This window comes from Gilliamella sp. B3892 (genome assembly GCF_026536305.1).
Classification (GTDB): Bacteria; Pseudomonadota; Gammaproteobacteria; order Enterobacterales; family Orbaceae; genus Gilliamella.
This window is the reverse complement of record NZ_JAFNOK010000002.1, coordinates 308,005-329,300: the sequence shown is the minus strand read 5'-3', so window position 1 is coordinate 329,300 and position 21,296 is coordinate 308,005. Positions and strand designations below refer to the sequence as shown.

General features: G+C 36.2%; 19 protein-coding genes and 3 tRNA genes. 12 read left to right on the top strand and 10 right to left on the bottom strand.

Annotated elements, in window-relative coordinates:
• Nucleotides 1-54: 54 nt before the first annotated feature.
• The 5 genes from cydC to J3U74_RS04075 form a co-directional block, all read right to left on the bottom strand.
• On the bottom strand, nt 55-1,686 hold the full coding sequence (cydC, locus tag J3U74_RS04095) for a heme ABC transporter ATP-binding protein/permease CydC (protein WP_267329276.1): 1,632 nt from the start codon (nt 1,684-1,686) through the stop codon (nt 55-57).
• Entirely contained in the window at nt 1,683-3,395 is a 1,713-nt protein-coding gene (cydD, locus tag J3U74_RS04090; RefSeq protein ID WP_267329277.1) for a heme ABC transporter permease/ATP-binding protein CydD, read from the bottom strand. The genes cydC and cydD overlap by 4 nt, the downstream gene beginning before the upstream one ends.
• Before the next feature lie 12 nt (nt 3,396-3,407).
• Nucleotides 3,408-4,361 carry a thioredoxin-disulfide reductase gene (gene trxB / locus J3U74_RS04085; protein WP_220219150.1) on the bottom strand — a complete coding sequence of 318 codons (954 nt, stop codon included), beginning with the start codon at nt 4,359-4,361 and terminating at the stop codon, nt 3,408-3,410.
• A gap of 488 nt (nt 4,362-4,849) precedes the next feature.
• A complete protein-coding gene (locus J3U74_RS04080) occupies nt 4,850-5,506 on the bottom strand; it encodes an NAD(P)H-dependent oxidoreductase (protein ID WP_267329278.1) in 657 nt (218 codons plus the stop codon).
• Nucleotides 5,481-6,779, bottom strand: coding sequence for an AmpG family muropeptide MFS transporter (locus J3U74_RS04075; protein WP_267329279.1), 1,299 nt, complete (start codon nt 6,777-6,779; stop codon nt 5,481-5,483). Before J3U74_RS04075 ends, J3U74_RS04080 begins: the two co-directional genes overlap by 26 nt.
• Before the next feature lie 272 nt (nt 6,780-7,051).
• Between J3U74_RS04075 and J3U74_RS04070 the strand changes: the two genes are divergently transcribed.
• Nucleotides 7,052-8,041 (top strand): 2-hydroxyacid dehydrogenase, encoded by a 990-nt coding sequence (locus tag J3U74_RS04070; protein WP_220219620.1) that lies wholly within the window; start codon nt 7,052-7,054, stop codon nt 8,039-8,041.
• Nucleotides 8,042-8,097: 56 nt separating this feature from the next.
• Nucleotides 8,098-9,171: a lytic murein transglycosylase B gene (gene mltB, locus J3U74_RS04065; RefSeq protein ID WP_267329280.1), complete on the top strand. Its 1,074-nt coding sequence runs from the start codon at nt 8,098-8,100 to the stop codon at nt 9,169-9,171.
• A 93-nt stretch (nt 9,172-9,264) separates the two neighbouring features.
• Here the strand turns inward: mltB and J3U74_RS04060 are convergent, their stop codons facing one another.
• The gene (locus J3U74_RS04060; RefSeq protein ID WP_267329281.1) at nt 9,265-10,071 is read right to left on the bottom strand and encodes a sulfite exporter TauE/SafE family protein; all 807 of its coding nucleotides are present in this window, start codon (nt 10,069-10,071) and stop codon (nt 9,265-9,267) included.
• 278 nt (nt 10,072-10,349) lie between these two features.
• Here J3U74_RS04060 and J3U74_RS04055 point away from each other — a divergent pair, with 278 nt between their 5' ends.
• From J3U74_RS04055 to J3U74_RS04045, 3 genes are all read left to right on the top strand, one after another.
• Nucleotides 10,350-10,769, top strand: coding sequence for an OsmC family protein (locus J3U74_RS04055; RefSeq protein WP_267329282.1), 420 nt, complete (start codon nt 10,350-10,352; stop codon nt 10,767-10,769).
• A gap of 121 nt (nt 10,770-10,890) precedes the next feature.
• Nucleotides 10,891-12,231: an APC family permease gene (locus J3U74_RS04050; protein ID WP_267329283.1), complete on the top strand. Its 1,341-nt coding sequence runs from the start codon at nt 10,891-10,893 to the stop codon at nt 12,229-12,231.
• Between the two features lie 94 nt (nt 12,232-12,325).
• On the top strand, nt 12,326-12,952 hold the full coding sequence (locus J3U74_RS04045) for a LysE/ArgO family amino acid transporter (RefSeq protein ID WP_220219157.1): 627 nt from the start codon (nt 12,326-12,328) through the stop codon (nt 12,950-12,952).
• Between the two features lie 219 nt (nt 12,953-13,171).
• Here the strand turns inward: J3U74_RS04045 and J3U74_RS04040 are convergent.
• The 3 genes from J3U74_RS04040 to J3U74_RS04030 form a co-directional block, all read right to left on the bottom strand.
• Nucleotides 13,172-13,247: transfer RNA gene (locus J3U74_RS04040), tRNA-Lys, on the bottom strand.
• 22 nt (nt 13,248-13,269) lie between these two features.
• A tRNA-Val gene (locus J3U74_RS04035) sits at nt 13,270-13,345 on the bottom strand.
• Nucleotides 13,346-13,378: 33 nt separating this feature from the next.
• A tRNA-Val gene (locus J3U74_RS04030) sits at nt 13,379-13,454 on the bottom strand.
• Between the two features lie 202 nt (nt 13,455-13,656).
• Here J3U74_RS04030 and J3U74_RS04025 point away from each other — a divergent pair.
• The 6 genes from J3U74_RS04025 (at nt 13,657) to tusA (ending at nt 17,943) form a co-directional block, all read left to right on the top strand.
• A complete protein-coding gene (locus tag J3U74_RS04025; RefSeq protein ID WP_267329284.1) occupies nt 13,657-14,604 on the top strand; it encodes a PilN domain-containing protein in 948 nt (315 codons plus the stop codon).
• Nucleotides 14,594-15,067 (top strand): hypothetical protein, encoded by a 474-nt coding sequence (locus J3U74_RS04020; RefSeq protein WP_267329285.1) that lies wholly within the window; start codon nt 14,594-14,596, stop codon nt 15,065-15,067. Before J3U74_RS04025 ends, J3U74_RS04020 begins: the two co-directional genes overlap by 11 nt.
• Nucleotides 15,064-15,432 carry a hypothetical protein gene (locus J3U74_RS04015; protein ID WP_267329286.1) on the top strand — a complete coding sequence of 123 codons (369 nt, stop codon included), beginning with the start codon at nt 15,064-15,066 and terminating at the stop codon, nt 15,430-15,432. The genes J3U74_RS04020 and J3U74_RS04015 overlap by 4 nt, the downstream gene beginning before the upstream one ends.
• Before the next feature lie 32 nt (nt 15,433-15,464).
• The gene (locus J3U74_RS04010) at nt 15,465-16,757 is read left to right on the top strand and encodes a secretin N-terminal domain-containing protein (protein ID WP_267329287.1); all 1,293 of its coding nucleotides are present in this window, start codon (nt 15,465-15,467) and stop codon (nt 16,755-16,757) included.
• A 125-nt stretch (nt 16,758-16,882) separates the two neighbouring features.
• Nucleotides 16,883-17,689, top strand: coding sequence for a Cof-type HAD-IIB family hydrolase (locus J3U74_RS04005; protein ID WP_220219162.1), 807 nt, complete (start codon nt 16,883-16,885; stop codon nt 17,687-17,689).
• Nucleotides 17,690-17,709: 20 nt separating this feature from the next.
• Nucleotides 17,710-17,943, top strand: coding sequence for a sulfurtransferase TusA (gene tusA, locus J3U74_RS04000; RefSeq protein ID WP_416379775.1), 234 nt, complete (start codon nt 17,710-17,712; stop codon nt 17,941-17,943).
• A gap of 33 nt (nt 17,944-17,976) precedes the next feature.
• On the opposite strand, the gene J3U74_RS03995 is transcribed toward tusA, so the two are convergent.
• The gene (locus J3U74_RS03995) at nt 17,977-18,381 is read right to left on the bottom strand and encodes a protein YgfX (RefSeq protein ID WP_267329288.1); all 405 of its coding nucleotides are present in this window, start codon (nt 18,379-18,381) and stop codon (nt 17,977-17,979) included.
• Nucleotides 18,382-18,751: 370 nt separating this feature from the next.
• Between J3U74_RS03995 and J3U74_RS03990 the strand changes: the two genes are divergently transcribed.
• A complete protein-coding gene (locus J3U74_RS03990) occupies nt 18,752-21,289 on the top strand; it encodes a penicillin-binding protein 1A (RefSeq protein WP_220219164.1) in 2,538 nt (845 codons plus the stop codon).
• Nucleotides 21,290-21,296 lie beyond the last annotated feature (7 nt).

The following is a 21,296-nucleotide window of genomic DNA, read 5'->3' as shown; positions in this document are numbered from 1 at the left end:
TTTCAGATTTACTATACGTTAAAGTATAAAACCGCTGTTTTGCATTCTATTCCATTAGAGCGAAATGACTCGATCAAATAACGGATTATCAGTCAAACGATGCGTGACCATTAGCAATGTTTTATCATGGCAAACCTGTTTAATTAATTGAATAATTTGTTGTTCAGTGTGCTGATCCAAACTTTCTGTCGGTTCATCCATTAATATTAATGGTGAATTATGCAGTAGTGCTCTGGCAATACCGATGCGGCGAATTTCGCCCCCCGATAGCGAGCGCCCACCCTGTCCAAGGGGTAAATCTAAACCATGCTCAGTAGTAAGAAGCTTATCGAGCTCAACTTGCTGTAAGACTTCTATTAACTGCTGATCAGAAGCTGAGCTGTTACCAATTAATAAATTTTGTCGTAAGCTATCGCTAAAAATCGTGATAATTTGCGGAACAACTGCTATGGCCTGTCTAAGCGTTGGCTCATCGAGCTCATCAATTGCGACATCGTTGATGTAGATCTGCCCAGTATTGGGTTGCCAACTGCGGGTAACTAAATTTAGCAAAGTCGATTTTCCGCAGCCTGTTTTGCCTATTAAGCCAACATGTTCACCGGCATTGACGGTTAATGAAAAATTGCTCAATACGGCAAATGGTTGATTAGGGTAACTGAAACTGATGTTATCAAATTGGACTTTAGCTTTGCTTAAATCCAGCGATTGCCCATGCGGGATAAATTCAATTTCCGGTTTTTGGTTAAATATTGCCGTTGTACGTTTCGCAGAAGTTAATACTTGCCCTAAGAAAATAAAGGCCGTTGGGATTGGAGCTAAAATTTCCGAGCTGGCAAGGCAGACAAACACAAATAGCGCAACTATAGGTGATAGAGTATATTGAGTAATTAACCACAGTACGAGCAGTGTTAAAATTCCGGTAATAAGTAGGACTAATGCGCTTGATAATGCCATTAATGCTGACTGTTTTTGCTGGTTATTTAGCCAGCTTGATTCTAATTGATCTAATTTAGTGCGGTATCGAGGCTGAGCGTTAAATAGTGTCAACTCAGCTTGTCCTTGTAAATAATTGATCAGCAATAAGCGATATTCACTTTGTTGCTTAGCAAGCGTTTCACCTAATTGCTTACCTGCATAATAAAAAACCACCGGCACGACCAGTAAAGTAAGTGTCAGCACAATGGTAATAATTAATGCAACAGGTAGATTAATCTGACTAAGTGCAATAAACATCACGCCAATAGTGATTAGAGCAGTGATAATCGGTGAGAAAAGTTTTAAATATAAGTGATCAAGCGCATCGATATCGACAATAAAGCGATTGAGTAAATCGGCACGTTGGTACTGAGATAATTGGTTTGCACTAAGAGGTAAAATCTTTTGAAAAGCTAGCGTTCTTAAATAGGACAAAATTTGAAAAGTCGTATTATGATCAACTAACCGCTCCATATAACGTGAAGCTGTACGAGTGATTGCAGCGCCACGTACCCCGGCAGCCGGTAGCATATAGTTAAAAGTATAGAGTCCAGCGACCCCAACAAAAGCCGTAGAGGCTAAAAACCAGCCAGATAACGAAAGTAAAAATACGCTGGCAAAAAGGGTAAGTATCGACAACGACAAACCGAGTAAAATTTGCCAAAAATAGTGTTTATAAAGTGCAATATAGGGGCGTAATGTTGCTATCATAAACTCTCCTTGATATGACAATGTAAAAGCCCTTTAGAAAGTTGCCAAATTGAATCATACGAATGCAAATCCTCATTTTGGTGAGTAATTGTTATACTGTTTGTTGCAATATTATGATGTTCTAAATTTTGCACCGTTTGTTTATCTAAACTGGCGGTCGGCTCATCAAGAATAAGTAATTGACATGGTTTTAGCATCGCTCTTGCCAGTGCGATACGTTGTGCTTGCCCTACCGATAAACGAATGGCATCTTCGCCCACTTGAGTATCTAATCCATTGGGTAATTTAGCGATAACTTCCGCTAATTGCGCTTGTGAAATGACAGATGCCAGCTGCTGATCGGTGGCATTTGGATTACCAAGTAAAATATTTTCACGTATTGAGCCGTTAATTAAATAAGGATTTTGACCAATCCAACTTATCTGCTTTTGCCAACTTGACAATGTTAACTGATTAAACTCAATTCCATTAATTTTTAATGAGCCTTGATAGGGTAAAAATCCTAATAACACCTGCATCAACGACGTTTTACCTTCACCGCTGGTACCGATTAAAGCCAATTTAAACGGCGCTTTAAGCGTAAAAGATAATGGACCAACAATCGGCTTATTCTCACTTGATAACACAATTAAGTTATCTGCTTCAATGGTTTGTAGTGAATCATTAAAATCAATTGTTGCTGTAGCATTATCAAATTGCTGTTTAGCTGATTTTTGCGTTAAAAAAGTTTCAATATTGTCTGCCGCGGCAATCGCTTCAGCTTTTGCGTGATAATAGGTACCAAGATCGCGTAATGGTTGAAAAAACTCAGGTGCTAAAATTAAGGCAAAAAAACCGGCAAAGAGAGTTACGCTGCCACTATATGAGCCAAAATCGAACTCGCCTAAATAGGAAAAACCAAAATAAACCGCCACAACAGCTATTGAGATAGAGGCAAAAAACTCTAGAACGGCTGAAGATAAGAATGCCATTTTAAGCACTTGCATGGTTTTAACTCGAAAATCTTCTGACGCTTTTTTAATTTCGTTCGCCTGTTTTTCACCTTGATTAAATAATCGGATAGTGCTTAAACCTTTTAACCGGTCTAAAAAATGTCCGCTCAAATAGGCTAATGCTTTGAAGTGCCGGCGATTAATATCAGCAGCGCCCATACCAACCAAAATCATAAAGATTGGGATAAGTGGGGCAGTGCATAATAAAATAGCCGCAGCAGCCCAATTAAAAGGTAAAATTGCGATACAAATTATGATAGGCGCCATACTGGCTAATCGCATTTGTGGTAAATAACGCGCAAAGAAATCTTGCAGATTATCAACTTGTTCAATAACTAAAGTACTTAAGGCACCAGTGGTACTTTGATTTAAATAAGCTGGACCCAGTGCTTCAAATTGATTAATTAAATCCTGCCGAATTTGATTACGTACTTTTCTGCCCAAAGCAAAATTAATTTTTTCCCGAAAATAGATCAATATTGCTCGCGCTAATAGGATGACAATTAATAGCAAGAAGTAGATTAAAACTTCTGAGAAATTAACTTGTTCAATGATTATTTTTTGTAAAATAGTGGCAAGCAATGCAGCTTGAGCAATCATGAAAAGAGTCAAGATAAAGCCGGTTAAAATCGAGGCACGCAGATTTGATTGGTATTTTTTTGCGTGTTGTTTCAACCAGCTAAGTAAGTAAGTTTGACGTTTTTTATCTAATGACATGGACTGTTTTATTTACTTAATATTATCCAAATAAAGTTCAGCATCTAAGGCAGCCATGCAACCTGTTCCTGCCGAAGTAATCGCTTGACGATAGATATTATCCATTACATCGCCAGCGGCAAAAATTCCTTCTATACTTGTTTGGGTTGCATTACCATGTGTGCCCGACTTAACTTTAATGTAACCATCTTTCAATTCAAGTTGACCTTCGAAAATATCGGTATTGGGTTTATGCCCAATTGCAATAAATAGACCTAATACCGCTAACTCTTCGGTTAAGTTAGGATCTTGCGTGCTTCGCAGTCTTACACCCGTTACGCCCATATTATCACCAAGTACTTCATCAACAATTTGATGAGTATGTAAAATAACTTTTCCTTCTTTGACCTTTTCAGCCAATCGATCCATTAGGATTTTTTCAGCTCTAAAGCTACCACGGCGGTGAATTAAATGGACTTCGCTGGCGATATTTGCCAAATATAGTGTTTCTTCAACGGCTGTATTACCACCACCAACAACAGCGACTTTTTGATTTCGATAAAAAAATCCGTCACAAGTTGCACAGGCTGAAACGCCTTTACTTTTAAACGCTTCTTCTGAGGGTAAGCCAAGGTATTGTGCTGATGCACCAGTTGCAATAATAAGTGCATCGCAACTGTATTGGGTTTCACTGCCGAAAAGTTTGAATGGTTTGCGACTAAAATCAACCCGATCTATATGGTCTAAAATAATTTCAGTATTAAATCTTTCTGCATGCTCTTTCATTTTTACCATTAATTCCGGGCCGGTTAATTCAGGAGCGCCTGCTGGCCAGTTTTCGATTTCTGTCGTGGTGGTAAGTTGACCGCCTTGTTGCGTACCGGTTATGAGTACTGGCGATAAATTAGCGCGTGCGGCATAGACAGCAGCTGTATAACCGGCAGGGCCAGAACCAAGTATTAATAAACGTGCATGTTTAGTTTTCATTATGTTAATTCCTTCCTTTCAAACATTCCGGCATTATTAAGCAAAATTGAAACGATTAGTGGTTGATAAGTCTAACATTATCAAGCTCTTTCGTGCAAAAAAAATGATTATTGCAGCAATAGGCTAGGGCAATAGTAATTGATTAACAACATAAATTTGATTTATTTTTTAGATTTAAGATTCATCTCTACTTTTCCAAACATAAAGTTTTACTAACCCGTCTATTTGGCTCTTCGGCTGTAATTAAAGGAAGTGATATAGGCTTAAAAACAAAAGTCATATTTACAATCCAAAACAACTTATGCCAGAGCCATTATTGTTTTGACATTATTAACCATTTTCGCCAGAAAATTGAAATATTATGTTGAGCTTTAGATTTTTAGCGTATGTATGAATTGGTCATTAATAACTTAAAATTGAAATCGGTTATTGGACATCGATGAGTCTTTCCGAGTCGCCTTGCGACGACCGGGAAAGTCACCTATCAATTATTCAGATAAGTGGGTTGTGATTTCAGAAAGAGACCAACGCACGTGCTCGGTTGGCTCATTGATACGATAACCAAAAGCCAAACAAAGCCCAATACCAAAGGTTTCAGCGCTAAATTTAGGCATATATTTTTCTAATATTTGAACAATACCGTCATATTGGAATCCACCGATTGTGCAAGAATCGATTTCTCGATAGGCCGCTGCTGTTAACATATTAGCGCAAGCGATATAATCTTGCATTTCACAAGCATGATCAATCGTTAAGCCATTGGCTAATCCATGATTATAAAAATTTATAATTGATTGGCAGGTGTTATCAATCGCTGTTTGATCATCACTATCGGGTAGTGTGCGTGCAACTGTTCGGCGAAAGTACTCGCTTTGTAGCGTGAAATTATTTGCTTTACGATAAAGCACGATAACAAAATGTGAGCAACTTGTGACTTGCTCCTGATTATAACACACCGTGCGCAACTCTTTTTTTATTTTGTCATTGTCGATAATAACAAAGTGCCAAGGCTCAAGCCCAAATGCTGAAGGAGATTGTCGCCCGGCTTCTAAGATATATTCAATGTCTTCACGGCTAATTTTTTTAGTCGTATCAAACTTTTTACATGCGTGTCTAAAATTAAATGCTTGAGTTAATTTGTCCATTATTATTCTCCTGAGATTTTGTATTCCATGGGGCAACTTTAAATAATAATAACATACCGGGTATAGCTAAAACTGCACATAAAATAAAAAATGTCGTCCATCCTAAATAGGCGACCATAAATCCGGTGGTTGAGTTAATTAATGTTCTGGGGACTGATGCAATACTGGAAAATAAAGCATATTGGGTTGCTGTATAAAGAGGATTTGTTGTTTTGGCGATAAATGCAACAAATGCTGCTGAGCCTAAACCTACTCCTAATGCCTCAAACCCTATAACTAAAGCTAATGAAATTTTTTGCTCTAAATTTATGACTGTATATGGTCCTTCAATAGATAGCCAAATAAAACCAAAAATAGAAACAACTTGAACAACGCCAAAACACCAGAGCGCACGGTTAATGCCAATTTTAATCATCATTATACCACCGATTAAAGCGCCAAATACACTTGGCCATAACGATGCATTTTTGGCAATCAAGCCTAGGTCTAAACGGCTAAAGCCCATTTTTAAATAAAAAGGTGTTGCCAACGAAGTAGCCATGCTATCCCCTAATTTATAGAGAAAAATGAAGGCTAAAATTAACATGGCCGATTTTAAACCATTACGGGTAATAAATTCGCTAAATGGTTTGGTAATAATATCTTCAATACTTTGATTTTTCGGTGCTTGATTAGGAGGCTCTTTAACCATTAAAGTCATGATAATGGCCGGAAGCATAAAAAGTGCAGTGATAATAAACACACTATTCCATGGTAAATAATTGGATAATATCAGCGATAATGTACCCGGTACTAAGCCTGCAATACGATAAGCATTGGTATGGATACTATTGCCAAGACCCAATTCATTATCCAGCAATAACTCTCGCCTAAATGCATCAAGTGCGATATCTTGTGTCGCTGAAAAAAGGGCTATAATAAAACTGATAAGAGCGATTAACCAGATATTTAATGAGGGCGATAAAAAACCTAATATCGCAATAAAGGCTAGCAATGTCATCTGGGACGCTAACATCCAACCTCGTCGCCGACCTAAGCCAAAAAGTGAGATTCTGTCCATAAATGGAGCCCAAACAAACTTAAAGATATAAGGAATTTGGGTCAATGAAAAAACGCCGATTGTTTGTATATTAATCCCTTCACTTTCCAGCCATGCAGGTAAGAGTTGTAATAATATATAAAAAGGAAGCCCTGAAGCAAAACCAGTAAAAATACAGATCAGCATTTTAGTGGTAAAAACAGTTTTTAAAATGGAATGTTGCGTATCATTCATTATTTAACTTTATTGGTTAGTTTTTAGCAAAGTGCTATGATAACACAGTAATAAAAAAAATAATTGCTAAAGCCGGCATAAAGCGTTATTACTGTAAAGAATCAATTAAAAACTAGTTTTGCCAATCTGTAACCAATTTTTTAATACCTATTCAAATTTTATGTTTGTCAAGAAGTTTCAGAAAATGTATACGTTTCAGTATAAAAATGGAAAATCAAACTAGTCAACATTAACCGTTACGCTACAAGAGAGGCAGTAAAATGAAACAAACAATAAGAGTTGCTGTATTTAGCAGTAAACATTACGACAAAGAATACTTAGAAATTGCGAATAAAAAATTTAAATTCGATCTTGAGTTTTATGAGCACAAATTAAGTCATAAAACGGCTGTGACTGCGCAAGATTACGATGCGGTGTGTGTGTTTGTAAATGATGAAGTAAATAAACAAGTATTACAAAAATTAGCCCATTATGGCGTTAAAATTTTAGCATTACGTTGTGCGGGTTTTGATAATGTTGATTTAGCTGAAGCCAAAAAATTGGGCATTACCGTTGTTCGCGTGCCAGCTTATTCGCCAGAAGCTGTTGCTGAACATGCGGTTGCTTTAATGATGACCCTTAACCGTCGTACACACAAAGCTTATCAACGTACTCGTGATGCTAACTTCTCATTAGACGGGTTAACCGGATTTAATATGCATAATCGCACTGCTGGCGTAATTGGCACCGGTAAAATTGGTTTAGCGGTCATTCGGATTTTAAAAGGCTTCGGCATGCACATATTAGCGCACGACCCCTATCCTAATGATGCAGCAGTTCAACTCGGTGCAAAGTATGTCGAATTAGATGAATTATATGCAAATTCAGATGTGATTACCTTACATTGCCCGATGTCACCAGAAAATTATCATTTATTAAATAAAGAATCTTTCAACAAAATGAAAAATGGCGTGATGATTATCAACACCAGCCGTGGCGGTTTACTTGACTCAACTGCGGCAATTGATGCTTTAAAACAGACCAAAATCGGTGCGCTAGGTATGGATGTTTACGAAAATGAGCGAGACCTCTTTTTTGAAGATAAATCCAATGATGTCATTTTAGATGATGTATTCCGTCGTTTATCAGCCTGTCATAATGTTATTTTTACCGGTCATCAAGCTTTCTTAACTCAAGAAGCCTTATTAAATATTTCAGAGACAACGTTAACCAATATTGAACAAGTATCGGAAGGAAAATCTTGTCCGAATATTGTTGAATAACAAGTAATAATTTATGATATTGTCGATTTCTTAAATAATTTAATTTTGGATAATTTATGCAACGTCTCATTATTAGTGTAGTTATGATTTTATCGCTTGCTGCTTGTAGTAGCCAGAAAACACAAACGTCACCAATGGTTGCGCACCGCGGGCATTCAAATGTCTCCGGTGGTGTCTATTTAGAAAAAGATCATAATCGGCCTGAACCGAAAAACGCTCAATTAGCGACAGATAAAGAAAAATTTATCGATAAAATGGTGAAAAAACATGGTTTCGATCGCCAACAATTACGTGATGTGCTGGCGCAAGCCAATAAGCTTGATTGGGTGATTAATTTAATGGATAAACAAGCACCAAAATCGGGGCCAGTAACGGGACCAAATGGTGCATGGATTCGTTACCAAAATAAATTTATTACCCCAAGTAATCTACCTAAAGGTGTAGATTTTTGGAATAAATACAATAAAGAGTTGCAACAAGCATATAAACAATATGGTGTACCGCCAGAAATTATTGTTGGTATTATCGGTGTTGAAACAGGTTGGGGTAGAGTAATGGGTAAAACGAGAATCATCGACGCCTTATCTACATTGGCATTTTACTACCCAAGACGTGCTCAATACTTTTCTAACGAACTGGAAGATTATCTAATTATGTGTCGGGATGAAGGAGTGGATCCTTTCGATTTAAGTGGCTCATTTGCTGGTGCAATGGGGTATGGTCAGTTCATGCCGTCAGCATTTAGAAATCATGCGGTTGATTTCAATAACGACGGTCATATTGATTTATGGGATCCGGTAGATGCAATTGGAAGTGTTGCCAACTATTTTAAAGCACACGGCTGGCAAAAAGATAAAAAAGTGGCGGTAAAAGCTGATGGTCAAGCTCCTTCTTTAGAAACAGGCTTTAGTACTAAATATTCAGTAGAGAAACTCAATAAAGCAGGGCTGAAAGCGCAAAGTTCAATCGATGGGCATAAAGAAGTGAGCTTATTAAGCCTTGATATGGGTGATCGTTATCAATATTGGTATGGTTTACCGAATTTTTATGTGATAACCCGTTATAATCACAGCACGCATTATGCAATGGCAGTATGGCATTTAGGTTTAGCTGTTAAAGATGCTAGATAGCAATTGCTAGTTAGCACTATTGAACTTAAAAAGGTCGCATTGCGACCTTTTTTGCTTTAAATTCGTTTCGTTTTATCAAATAATTATGCTTTTTTAAGATAACAATAATTTAACTGCAATTAACAGCAAAAATACCCCAAAAAACTTAATTAGCTTATCGATTGATAATTTTTCCCCAAGTTGCACCCCCACTTTGGCCATGGGTATACTTGCCAACATAATAGCAATAACAGCCGGCAAATAGACAAAACCAAGACTGTAAGGCGGTAAATCAGCAATATTCCAGCCCGCAATGATATAGCCAATTGTCCCGCCAATTGCTACAGGTAGTGTAAAGGCTGCTGAGGTGCCGATTGCTTTACGCATATTAACGCCACATTTTTTCAAAAAGGGCACAACTAAAATTCCACCACCAATGCCGACCAGCGCAGCAAAAATACCGATAAGCGCACCAACAATAACATAAATATGATTACCCAATAAAGCCACTTCATTAGTCTGATTGTTAGCAACATTGCGAGTTTTAAAAATAAATTTTAAACCTATATAAGTTAGAAAAATAACAAATATCATTCTTAGCCACATTCCGGGAATGTAAGGCGTCAAATATGAACCGCCAATCGTTCCGATAATGCAACCTAACACCATTTTCTTTAAAATTGACCATTCAATATTATGATTTTTATTATGCAACCAACTGGAAGACAAACTCGTGCCGATAATTGTCGCTAACGATGATGCCACAGCGATATGGCTCGTCCAATGCCCACCAATATCGAAATAATCAAGGGAGAAAATAAGAGCCGGAACAATTAATGCGCCTCCACCAATACCGAGCATACCCGCTAATAGCCCGGCTACTGCGCCGATAAAAATTAAGATCAAAAATTCAAGAATCATAATAAAGCCTTTGAATAATGCCTATTAATTGCTGTTTAAGTTTTTAATCATTATGAAAAACAATAGATAAAACAACTGAGTATTTATTGTGAGCATTGAATGAATTATCCTATATTAATTGCATTTATTACTTTTTTTCAATTAATACTTTTATAAATATAACAGCAGTAAGCTAACTTAATGGCAACATCATCAGTAAATCAGTGACATAATTAATAAAATAAATTATGTTAGTACTTAAACTTTAACCATTAACTTGATATAGAAGGAATAAAAAAGTGAAAGATCGTTTGAAATGGATTGATGACTTTGGTTTTATTGGTGAAACAGCAAGTGGCCATGCTTTAGTCATGGATGGTGGCGTTGAGCATGGTGGACGAAATCGAGGTGCACGCCCCATGGAGCTACTTCTACATGGCGCTGCTGGCTGTATGTCTTATGATATTCTCGCCATTTTGAAAACTGCCAAACAAGATGTTTCTGATTTTTGGATTGATATCGAAAAAGTACAAGCACAGACTCATCCTAAAGTTTATACTGAAATTCGTTTTCATATTGTTATAAGCGGAAAAAATATTACAACCGAGTCTGTTGAAAAAGCTTTAAAGCTTGCCTCAGAAAAATATTGTAGTGCATCAATTATGCTGGGAAAAACAGCAAAAATGGTTTATAGCTATGAAATTAGAGCGTCACGTTAAGAACCATGCTTAAATGCTTAAATCAAATGGTTATATATTTATAACAAGTTGATATTAGTCATTATTTTAATAATCATTTAACATTTTGATCACTTCAATTGATCTATATATGGAAATGATTATGCAACAGTTAAATAAAACCATGCGATTTAGAGATCTGGTGATCTTGGGATTGCTCTTTATTGGACCTGCTGCGCCAGTTGGTTTGTATGGTATTTTAGATGCGTCGACAGACGGTGCTGTTGTCTTAGTATACATAGTGGCAACACTTGTTATGGCATTAACGGCATGTTCATATGCGAGAATGGTTAAGGCCTTACCTCATGCTGGTGCTGTTTATGCCTATTGCTCAGCCGGCATTCATCCTAATGCGGGATTTTTGGTTGGCTGGTTGTTGTTACTCGATTACATGTTTATTCCTGCGGTAGCTTATCTCTTTAGCGGTATCTCGCTCAATGCGCTAATTCCTGAAATTCCTGTATGGATCTGGACTTTTTTGGCTGTGGTTGTCACCACTTGTCTAAACCTTATTGGTTTTAAAAAATCGGCAAAAATCACCTTAATTATATTAATACTTGAAATCACGGTACTGGCTTGTGTGCTCATTGCCGGTATCTGGATACTGGCAACCACGGGAATTAAACGAGATTGGTTACAACCATTAATTGGCGGCGACCTATTTACTTGGAGAAACCTATTTTCAGGTGTTTCAGTGGCAGTTTTATCTTTCTTAGGCTTTGATGCGATTGCTGCTTTTGCCGAAGAGAACAATGGTAAATCGAGTTTAGTAAGTAAAGCGATTATCTGCTGTCTAATTTTAGCCGGTGGCTTGTTTATATCACAAATTTATATCGGCGCGCTACTCAGCCCTTATACGCCGGAATATTTAAATAATCATCCAGAATTACAAGGAAAGGCATACTACACTATCGTCAACGATGAAATTAGTATTTACCTTGGCTGGGCTTTAGGGTTAATGAAAGCAATTGGTGCTTCTTTCGCTGCTATGGTTGGGCAAGCTGCTGCTAGTCGTTTATTATTTAGTATGGGCAGAGATAAACGCTTACCTTCAATATTATCTAAAGTAGGAAAGAAAACGGGCGTGCCAACAATCGCTATTGTTTTTGCTGCCACTTTTAATTTATGCATAGCTGCCATTGCAGCAAATAGTGATCGAGGACTCCCTACGTTAGTTTCCTTTGTCGATATAGGGGCACTGACGGCATTTATCATGTTACATGTCTCAGTGATAGGCTATTTTAAATTCGTTAAAGGCCATAATGGCGTGGCTTCTTTGATTTTCGATATTATTTTACCCGTTATTGGTATTTTAGTTTTATTACCGGTATTACTAAATATTGATAACGATGCAAAAATCGTCGGCTTACTATGGCTTATTGTTGGTGTTGTCATGTTATTATTTAATCGTCATCAACGCTTCTTGACTGATTGGAAAAAGTAACGCATTTTGATCATTGAAATTGTCGTTGAGTCACCTTTTTAAGCTGGTAATAATATGCTAATATTTTTCAATTTATTTAGGGTGTTATAAAAACATGATTTCAGAGATAATGCGAGGCGCATTAATTTCAGCTAGCTTGATTATCGCAATTGGTGCGCAAAATTTATTTGTACTAAAACAAGGTTTATTAAAAAATCATATCTTTTTTGTGTCAGCAATCTGCTTTATTTGTGATTTTACCTTAATGTCAATTGGGATTTTAGGTGTGGGCTCATTTATCAGTGCCAATCCATTAATCACCAATATACTTGCTATATTAGGTGCAATATTTTTAATTTGGTACGGATATAATGCTTTTAAAAGTGCCTTAAAAGGGACAAGCAGCATGCAAGTTGAATCGCAAGATAATAAAAATAATAGCCTAATGAAAGTTGTGCTTGCGACATTAGCTGTGACGTTACTAAACCCACATGTCTATTTAGATACGGTGGTTATTGTTGGTGGCATTGCCGGCACATTAAGTAGCGAACAAAAAATGGCATTTTTAATTGGTGCGGTTTGTGTTTCGTTTCTTTGGTTTTTTGGAATTGGTTATGGTGCCAGACTTTTAACCCCATTATTTAAACAAAAAAGAATGTGGGTGATATTAGATTGTATCGTTGGTTTAGTAATGTTTTATATTGCTTATCGATTAATCATGTATGTCTTTTTAGGAAGTTAACGCATACTTAAATGTTTACTGTGGTTGATGATGATTATCCAGCCATAGTAATCCTGTTTTTACAAGCTATTCTCTCTTGCCTTCCTGTTTTACCTTAATCGCTTTTTGTTGCTAGAATTTTTTATCTCATCACTTTATGTTATATGAGACTTAAAGGTATCGTAGTATTTGTCTAAGGCAATGTTTTTCAAGTTTGTGTTAAAAATAACGAGAAGAAAATGGTGGGTCGTGAGCGATTCGAACGCTCGACAAACGGATTAAAAGTCCGCTGCTCTACCGACTGAGCTAACAACCCATATAGAAAAAGTAAACAAAAGTGGTGGGTGATACCGGGTTCGAACCAGTGACCCCCTCCTTGTAAGGGAGGTGCTCTCCCAACTGAGCTAATCACCCCATGTTTTATTTCTAAAACGTCACGGTAAAGATTGGTGGGTGATACCGGGTTCGAACCAGTGACCCCCTCCTTGTAAGGGAGGTGCTCTCCCAACTGAGCTAATCACCCTTACCGTGTGGATGTGCATTATAAGGCACGTCTTATTTCAGTCAACCTTTTTTTTTATATTTCTACGAAATTAGCCCCGTTCGGTGTAATTTTAAACATTTTTTGGATGTTAGTTCCCAAAAATGCCTTTTTTAAGCTTTTATTTTGCTAAATAGCATTAGCATTAAAAAAATATCATTAGCTCAAAAAAAGACAGTCGATCATGATTTTTAATAAAAGCCGTATTGTTATCAATATTGAACCTAGCATTTTGCGTTATAAAATTGTTAAGCCTAAAACTCATTTAAACGTAAGCGATCATCAAGGGCAGGGGGAGTATTATTACCAATCGCCAGATGAGATTGAACAATTTGTCGCTGAATTACAAAACCAATACCCTAAACAGAGTAAATATGAACTAAATCTTAGTGAAAGCTATGTACAGTCACAAACATTGACACTACCCGATGTTAAACTCAGCTCAAATGAACTGGCTTTATATATTGAAGCTTCAATGTATAAGTTGTTTGGGCGCTCAGCAAAAGAGTTCTTTTTTGATTATGTTTATTTTAGGCGCCCCAAAAATAGCGTTCAAGTAACAGTCTGTGAACGTAGTGATGTTAATTATTGGATTGATTTGTTCGACAAAAATGAATTGAATCTGGTTTTTATCGGCTATGTTAATGACAATATTCGCTTCAATTTTTTACCATGGCGTCAAACTAAGCTAAGCCGGCACAAATTCCAGCTAACCCTGATGACTGTTTGCCTCATTGGCGTGCTTATCTGTCAATTTATCTTTTGGTGGATAAACGCGCAAACTCAACTGAATGATTATGAAGCTAAGCTGTCAAAGCAGCAACTTATCAAGCAACAGTATTTGGCAGAATTGTCAACTTACATACCCAATCCTTCACCAAGTCAACGGCAAATTAAACAGTCGTTATTGACACTTTCCGAAAAGCTACCTGGCATGGTTTGGTTAAATTCATATCAATATGTCCCTCAAAATATTGCCATAACAGGACATAGCTTAAGTTATATTGAAATTATCCATTTTAATCAGGTGTTATTGCAGTTAGAAAATATAAGTAAAAGCCAAATAATAACTTTAACCAATCATGAAGATATGCTTTCATTTGAAATGGATATCAAACTAAATGATGAGTGATTTTTTAAGTCGACCTATCTGGCAACAGTATTTAATCATCATTATATTGTCAGTAACAGTGGTGTTAATAGGATATTTTTTATTTATTCAAGACATTAAGCAACAGATTGAACAACAAGCCAATTTATACCACGAAAAGAAAGCCGAAATAGAATTATTAGAATCGAAATTACGGCGTTATCAAGCCAGCAAAGAGAGTTTATTAAGTCTTATTTCAGAAAATGAATTAGCACTCGCTTTCGAGTCTAACCGATTAAAATTAATTTCCTTTAAACGTTATCAAGCTGAATCGACGGTTAACTGGGACATACAATTACATGGTCAATTTGCTGACTTTATCAGCTTAATTTCATCATTTGATGATAATTACTACTATTTAGATTTTCAGAATTTGAAAATTACCAATCAAGAAACTTATTTACAAATAACATTTACTTTATCATTTAAAGAGGAATTAGAGTGAAGAATAACGCATTTAAAATAGTATTGTTTCTATTTATAAATAGCTATGCAACCTTAGTCATTGCAGTTTTACGTGACCCCTTTCATCAATCCGAACGATTAACCTGCCAAGCGCAAACTCAAATGCTAATTAGTCAAATACAAGATTGGCAGTTTATTGGTATGGTCCAGCAATCAAATAATCAATATCGACAGATCTGGTTAACTAAAGACAACCAGTGGCTAGCTATAACTGACAATCTGATCCCCAATGAACTTTTTCCATGGTCAATTGAATCTTTGCAACATAATAAGATTTTTTGGCAAGCTCAGCTAGCTCATTATTGTCCCGATAAGGTGACATGGATCATGCCGATTCATAAATAATGTTTTATTTATCAGCTAAAAGGTTTATAGAAATGGTTAATTTCAGGTCAATATTGAAAAGTGTTATCTCAAAATTCTTTATGATTTCACTTTTTTTCTTATTTAGCATACCGCTTAGTTCAGCACAAACCGAGCTTCCCCTTGATGAGCAACAAAACAACTTCATTTCAATCAACTTTTATCAAACTGATGTTGCAATTATCTTGCAAGCTTTGGCTGACAATAAACAGTTGAATTTAGTGTTGGATGATGATGTATCAATTAAACAAACAATCAAACTACAAAATATTGATTGGCAAAGAGCGTTAGATATTGTTTTACATTCGGCTAAGTTACAAGCTCAAATAGAAGATAATATTTTATTTGTATCAAAAGCGGTTGCCCCTCAGATTTTGTTAGAAAGACAACAACAAGAGCTGAAAGAACAACAGTTAAAACAACCATTAGAGATAATGTCTATTGCGGTTAATCATGCGCAACCAATGACTTTAATTGAAGCAATAGAACAGCAAGAATTATTGTCACCACGAGGCAAAGCCGTTATTGATAAAAGAACAAATTCACTGATTATTACTGATATAACTGAACGTTTTGAAGGTATAAAAAAATTGGTAAAAGCGTTTGATAAACCCATTTCTCAAGTTCATATATCAGCGCATATTGTAACAATGAGTGAAGAGAGCATGAATGAATTAGGAATTAAATGGGGATATTCGGGTGGATCTTCGCTGGGTTTAAATAAGTTTGATGTCGGGCTTGATGTAGCAAGTGCAACTTCTACCGTGGGATTTAATTTAGCTAAACTTTCAGGCGGTTTACTCAACTTAGAGCTATCTGCCTTAGAGGCTGAAAATCAGCTAGAAATTATCGCTAGCCCAAACTTACTCACAGCTAATCAAAATACAGCATCCATTAAACAAGGAACGGATATTCCTTATGAAGTATCAAGTGGTAGTAATGGGGCAACATCAATTGAATTTAAACAAGCGGTTTTAGGTTTAGAAGTAACACCGAAAATTATTGCCGATGATAAAATGATTTTAGATCTTTTCATTACCCAAAATACAGCAGGACAATCGATAAAAAGGCGTGATGGTGGCGAAGCATTAGCAATTGAAACGCAAGAAATCAAAACTCAAGTAATGGTAAAAAGTGGTGAAACAGTTGTGTTAGGCGGAATTTTTCAGCAGATTAATAACAGTCATACCCGTAAGGTGCCTGGAGTAAGTAAACTGCCTATAATTGGTAATTTATTCAATAATAAAAGTAAAAAGCAGCAAAAAAGAGAATTAGTTATCTTTATAACACCACAATTAGTTGAGTAAATCTCAGCAGAGTTGTATCATAATCAATCTCATTTTTACCGTTTTACTTTGATTTACTTTTATATTGCTTCAAAGTACAGTTTTATCGGTAGGATTTCAATTGATTACCAAAGTAGAGAAATATTATGTTTCGTGTTGTAGCTTCTGATTTAGATGGCACATTATTAACTCCTGAGCATAGCTTATCACCTTATACGAAAAAGATTCTTCAAGCATTACGCAATAAGGATATTCATTTTGTTTTTGCAACAGGCCGGCATCATATTGATGTTGCTCAAATGCGAGAAAATATGGAAATTGATGCCTTTATGATAACTTCTAATGGTGCCAGAGTTCATGATAGTGCAGGTAATTTAATCGTCAGCCATAGTATTGAGCCAAGTATCGCAAGTGAACTTGCTAAAGAGTGTGTTGATGATCCATTAGTTTACACACATATTTATCATGGAGACAATTGGTTGATCAATAAGGAAGATGAGTTTTCATTGAGTTTTCATAGAGATACTCATTTTACTTATCAGTTTTTCAATCCACATGATTTTGATACCAATGATATTGCGAAAATTTATTTTACCACTACTGATGATGCTTTATATCCTCACTTAGTGAAGTTAAAAAATCGAATAGAGCAAAAATTTGGTAATAAAGTAAGTACCGCATTTTCTACACTCAACTGCCTTGAAGTTATGGCTGAAAATGTTTCTAAAGGTAGTGCATTAAAACAAGTTGTTGAAAAATTAGGTTTTACCCTTAATGATAGCATTGCATTTGGTGACGGTATGAATGACTATGAAATGTTAAAAATGGCCGGTAAGGGATGTATTATGAAAGACGGTAGTTCAGAGTTAAAATCATTATTACCAACCCATGAAGTTATTGGCTCAAATGCTGATGATGCTGTGCCACATTACTTGGAAAAGCTATTTTTATAAATAATTAAGCAAAGTTATAAATGATGAAATTTGATAAAGAGCTTAATACATTGGGCTTACGTTGCCCCGAACCAATCATGTTGGTCCGCAAAACAATTAGAGAGCTTGCTGTTGGGCAAGTTCTCTATGTTATTGCGGATGATTTAGCAACGACTCGTGATATTCCTAGTTTTTGTCGATATATGGATCATGAGTTAATCAATTCACAAATCGAAACAAAACCTTTCCAATATTGGATAAAAAAATCACAATAGTTGTTATCAATTAAAAATTGAAACGCTATCTGTTTAGCTTAACTCAATGATATTTAAATGGTAATGCAATGTTCGCCAATCATTAGGCATTAAGTTATCAACCATTAAAAAAAGCGTATGCCTTTTACCGACATGGCGGGATTTTAAATTTAAAATGATCACATAACGAAACAGTAGGGGCTTACGCATTATATGCCAGCGTTGATTATGCCAGTAAACTTGGTGTATATAATCAAAAAGTGCTAATTCTCCTTTGATCGTCCTAAAGTAACAAATACTACGCCACCATTGAGTAATTAATAGAAGTACAATGACAAACGTATAGGCATTAAGAGCGGTATTTGCAAATATTATTAAACTAGCGCAGGTTAATAAACAATAAAATGCAGTACTCATATATATCTGTAAGTAAGAGATATTAAGTTGTGTGCTCCACATAATCGAAATTCAAAAGACTAATAAAATGGAATGATGTCAGATAATTTTTAGAAATTTTTTAATATCAATAAATATTGTGAGATAATACACAGAAACGAGTTATTTTTTTACTTGATAATATTTAAGCGCTACCAAAGCAGAACTGCTTTAATTGTGTAAAGCAAGTAACCTGTTTACCGACGTTACCTTTATAACCTCAATGTCTTGAACAGGTGTAAATATTTGTCATGATTAAAATAATAATTACTCGTTTTTATTTTGCGTCTTTTATCATAACTAGTATATACTCGTCGTTTAAAAATATATAAAGCAATATAAAATAGATACTTGTACTATTTTTGAAATAAAATCAATTGGATAGGAATATTTTGTGATATTACTTAAAATCTTGAAATTTTTTCTGAAAATTTTCTTCGCGCTATTTATTTGTGGCTTAATAATAGGCATAGCTGGGTATGCTTATTATTCCAAAGATTTACCGGATGTAGCTACCTTAAAAGACGTAAAATTACAAACTCCAATGCAAGTGTTAAGTAAAGACGGAGAATTAATTGCTATTTTTGGTGAACGTCGCCGAACGCCTTTACAGTATAACCAAATTCCTCCACAAGTTGTAAATGCGGTTATTGCAACTGAGGATGCACGTTTTAACGAGCATTTCGGTATCGATCCTATTGGTATTATGCGAGCTATGTACATTGGGGTAACCCAACATGGCTTTTCACAAGGTGGGAGTACGATAACCCAACAAGTTGCGAAAAATTTCTTCCTAACGCCTGAAAAAAGTATTGCCCGTAAAGTTAAAGAAATGATTTTAGCTATACGTATGGAAAAAGAATTATCCAAAGAAGAGATCATGACGTTGTATTTAAACATGATTAATTTTGGATCTCGAGCATATGGTGTTGGGGCAGCGTCTTATACATTTTTTGGTAAAACACCTGATCAGCTTACTGTTGATGAAGCAGCGTTGCTTGCAGGGCTACCTAATGCACCATCTGCTTTCAATCCAATTGCGCACCCAGAACGTGCCTTAACAAGACGTAATTGGGTATTAGGGCGAATGTTAGATCAATCTTACATTACTCAAGCTGAATATGATGAAGCAATTAAAAAACCTTTAAACGTTAGTTATCATGAACCTCAAATTGAATTTTCCGCTCCTTATGTCGCTGAAATGGCAAGACAATTTATGTATGACAAATTTGGGGAGAATGCTTATACAGATGGTTATAAAGTTTATACAACGATATCCAAAACCGACCAAGTAGCAGCTAACGAAGCTGTACAAAAACATATCGTTGATTACGATATTCGACACGGTTATCGTGGGCCGGAAAAAGAGTTATGGCAAAAAAATGAAACGCCATGGAATGCTGAGCAAATTCAAGCTATTTTAAACAAATACCCTTGTCATGTTGGTATGTGTCCAGCAGTTGTCACCGAATCTAATGATACACAAGCAACGGCAGTTTTGACGGATAAAAGTAATATCACCATTAACTTTCAAGGAATGAAGTGGGCACGACGTTTTATTAGTGATACACGACAAGGCGCATCACCTAAAAAAGTCACTGATGTGTTAAAAGCAGGCCAACTTATTTGGGTTAAAAAAAATAACGATATCTGGGAACTGGCGCAAATACCAGCGGTTAATGCGGCATTGGTTTCATTAGATTCTGATAATGGTGCAATTAAAGCGATTGTTGGTGGGTATGATTTTAATCTCAGTAAATTCAATCGTGCTACACAAGCTCTTCGTCAGTTAGGTTCTAACATTAAACCTTTCATCTATACTTCAGCGTTAGAACAAGGCTTAACAATGGCAACATTGCTTAATGATGCGCCAATTGTTAGAACAACCGGAAGTGTAACTTGGCGCCCTAAAAATTCACCACCAACTTATGCCGGTCCACTGCGTATGCGAATTGGTTTAGGCATGTCTAAAAATGTAATGATGGTTAGAGCATTACGAGCAGTTGGACTTAATTATGCGGCAACTTATTTAGAGCGTTTTGGATTTCCTAAAGAAAATATTTCATACAATGAATCGTTAGCTTTAGGTTCAGCATCCTTTACGCCATTACAAGTTGCTAGGGCATATTCGGTCATTGTTAATGGTGGTTACTTAATCAAACCATATTTAATTGAACGAATAGAATACGACGATCGTAATGACGTGATTTATCAGCATCAACCACTCATTGCTTGTCATGATTGTGATAATGATGATATCGCAATTGGAACCATGCCTGTATCGTTAGATAATGTTGAAAATGAATCAAATGAATCTGGCAACGAGGAACCTGAACAAGCGAACCTTAATCCAGAAGATAATCTTATTTTACCTGATATTAATGGTGAAAACTCAACAAATGTTACACCAAAATATGCACCGCACACTGTTAACAGTGGAATAGCCTTTATTATGAAAGATGGCCTGCGCTCAATTGTATTTGGTGGCTCAGATTGGAATGGCACAGCTTGGCGGGTAAAAGCATTAGGTAGAAAAGATGTCGGTGGTAAAACCGGTACAACAAATGCTTCAAAAGACGTTTGGTTTTCTGGATTCGGTGGTAACATTGTGACAACTGTTTGGATGGGCTTTGATGATCATCGCCGCGAACTAGGGCGCACATATCGTGCTGAAGCCGGTGCTGTGACTGCTAATCCGGTATGGGTTGATTATATGAAAGTTGCGCTACAAGATGTTCCAGTTGTGCAAGATAAGCAACCTGCTAATGTTGTTAGCGTCACTATTGATCAACGAACAGGATTATTACCACAATCTGGTTCCAAAACGATGTCTGAGTACTTTATAAAAGGTACTGAGCCAACTACTTATGCAACACAAGAAGTGGGTACCAGTGTCACTGATTCACAAGGCGGTACAACGGAACTATTCTAATCAAGGG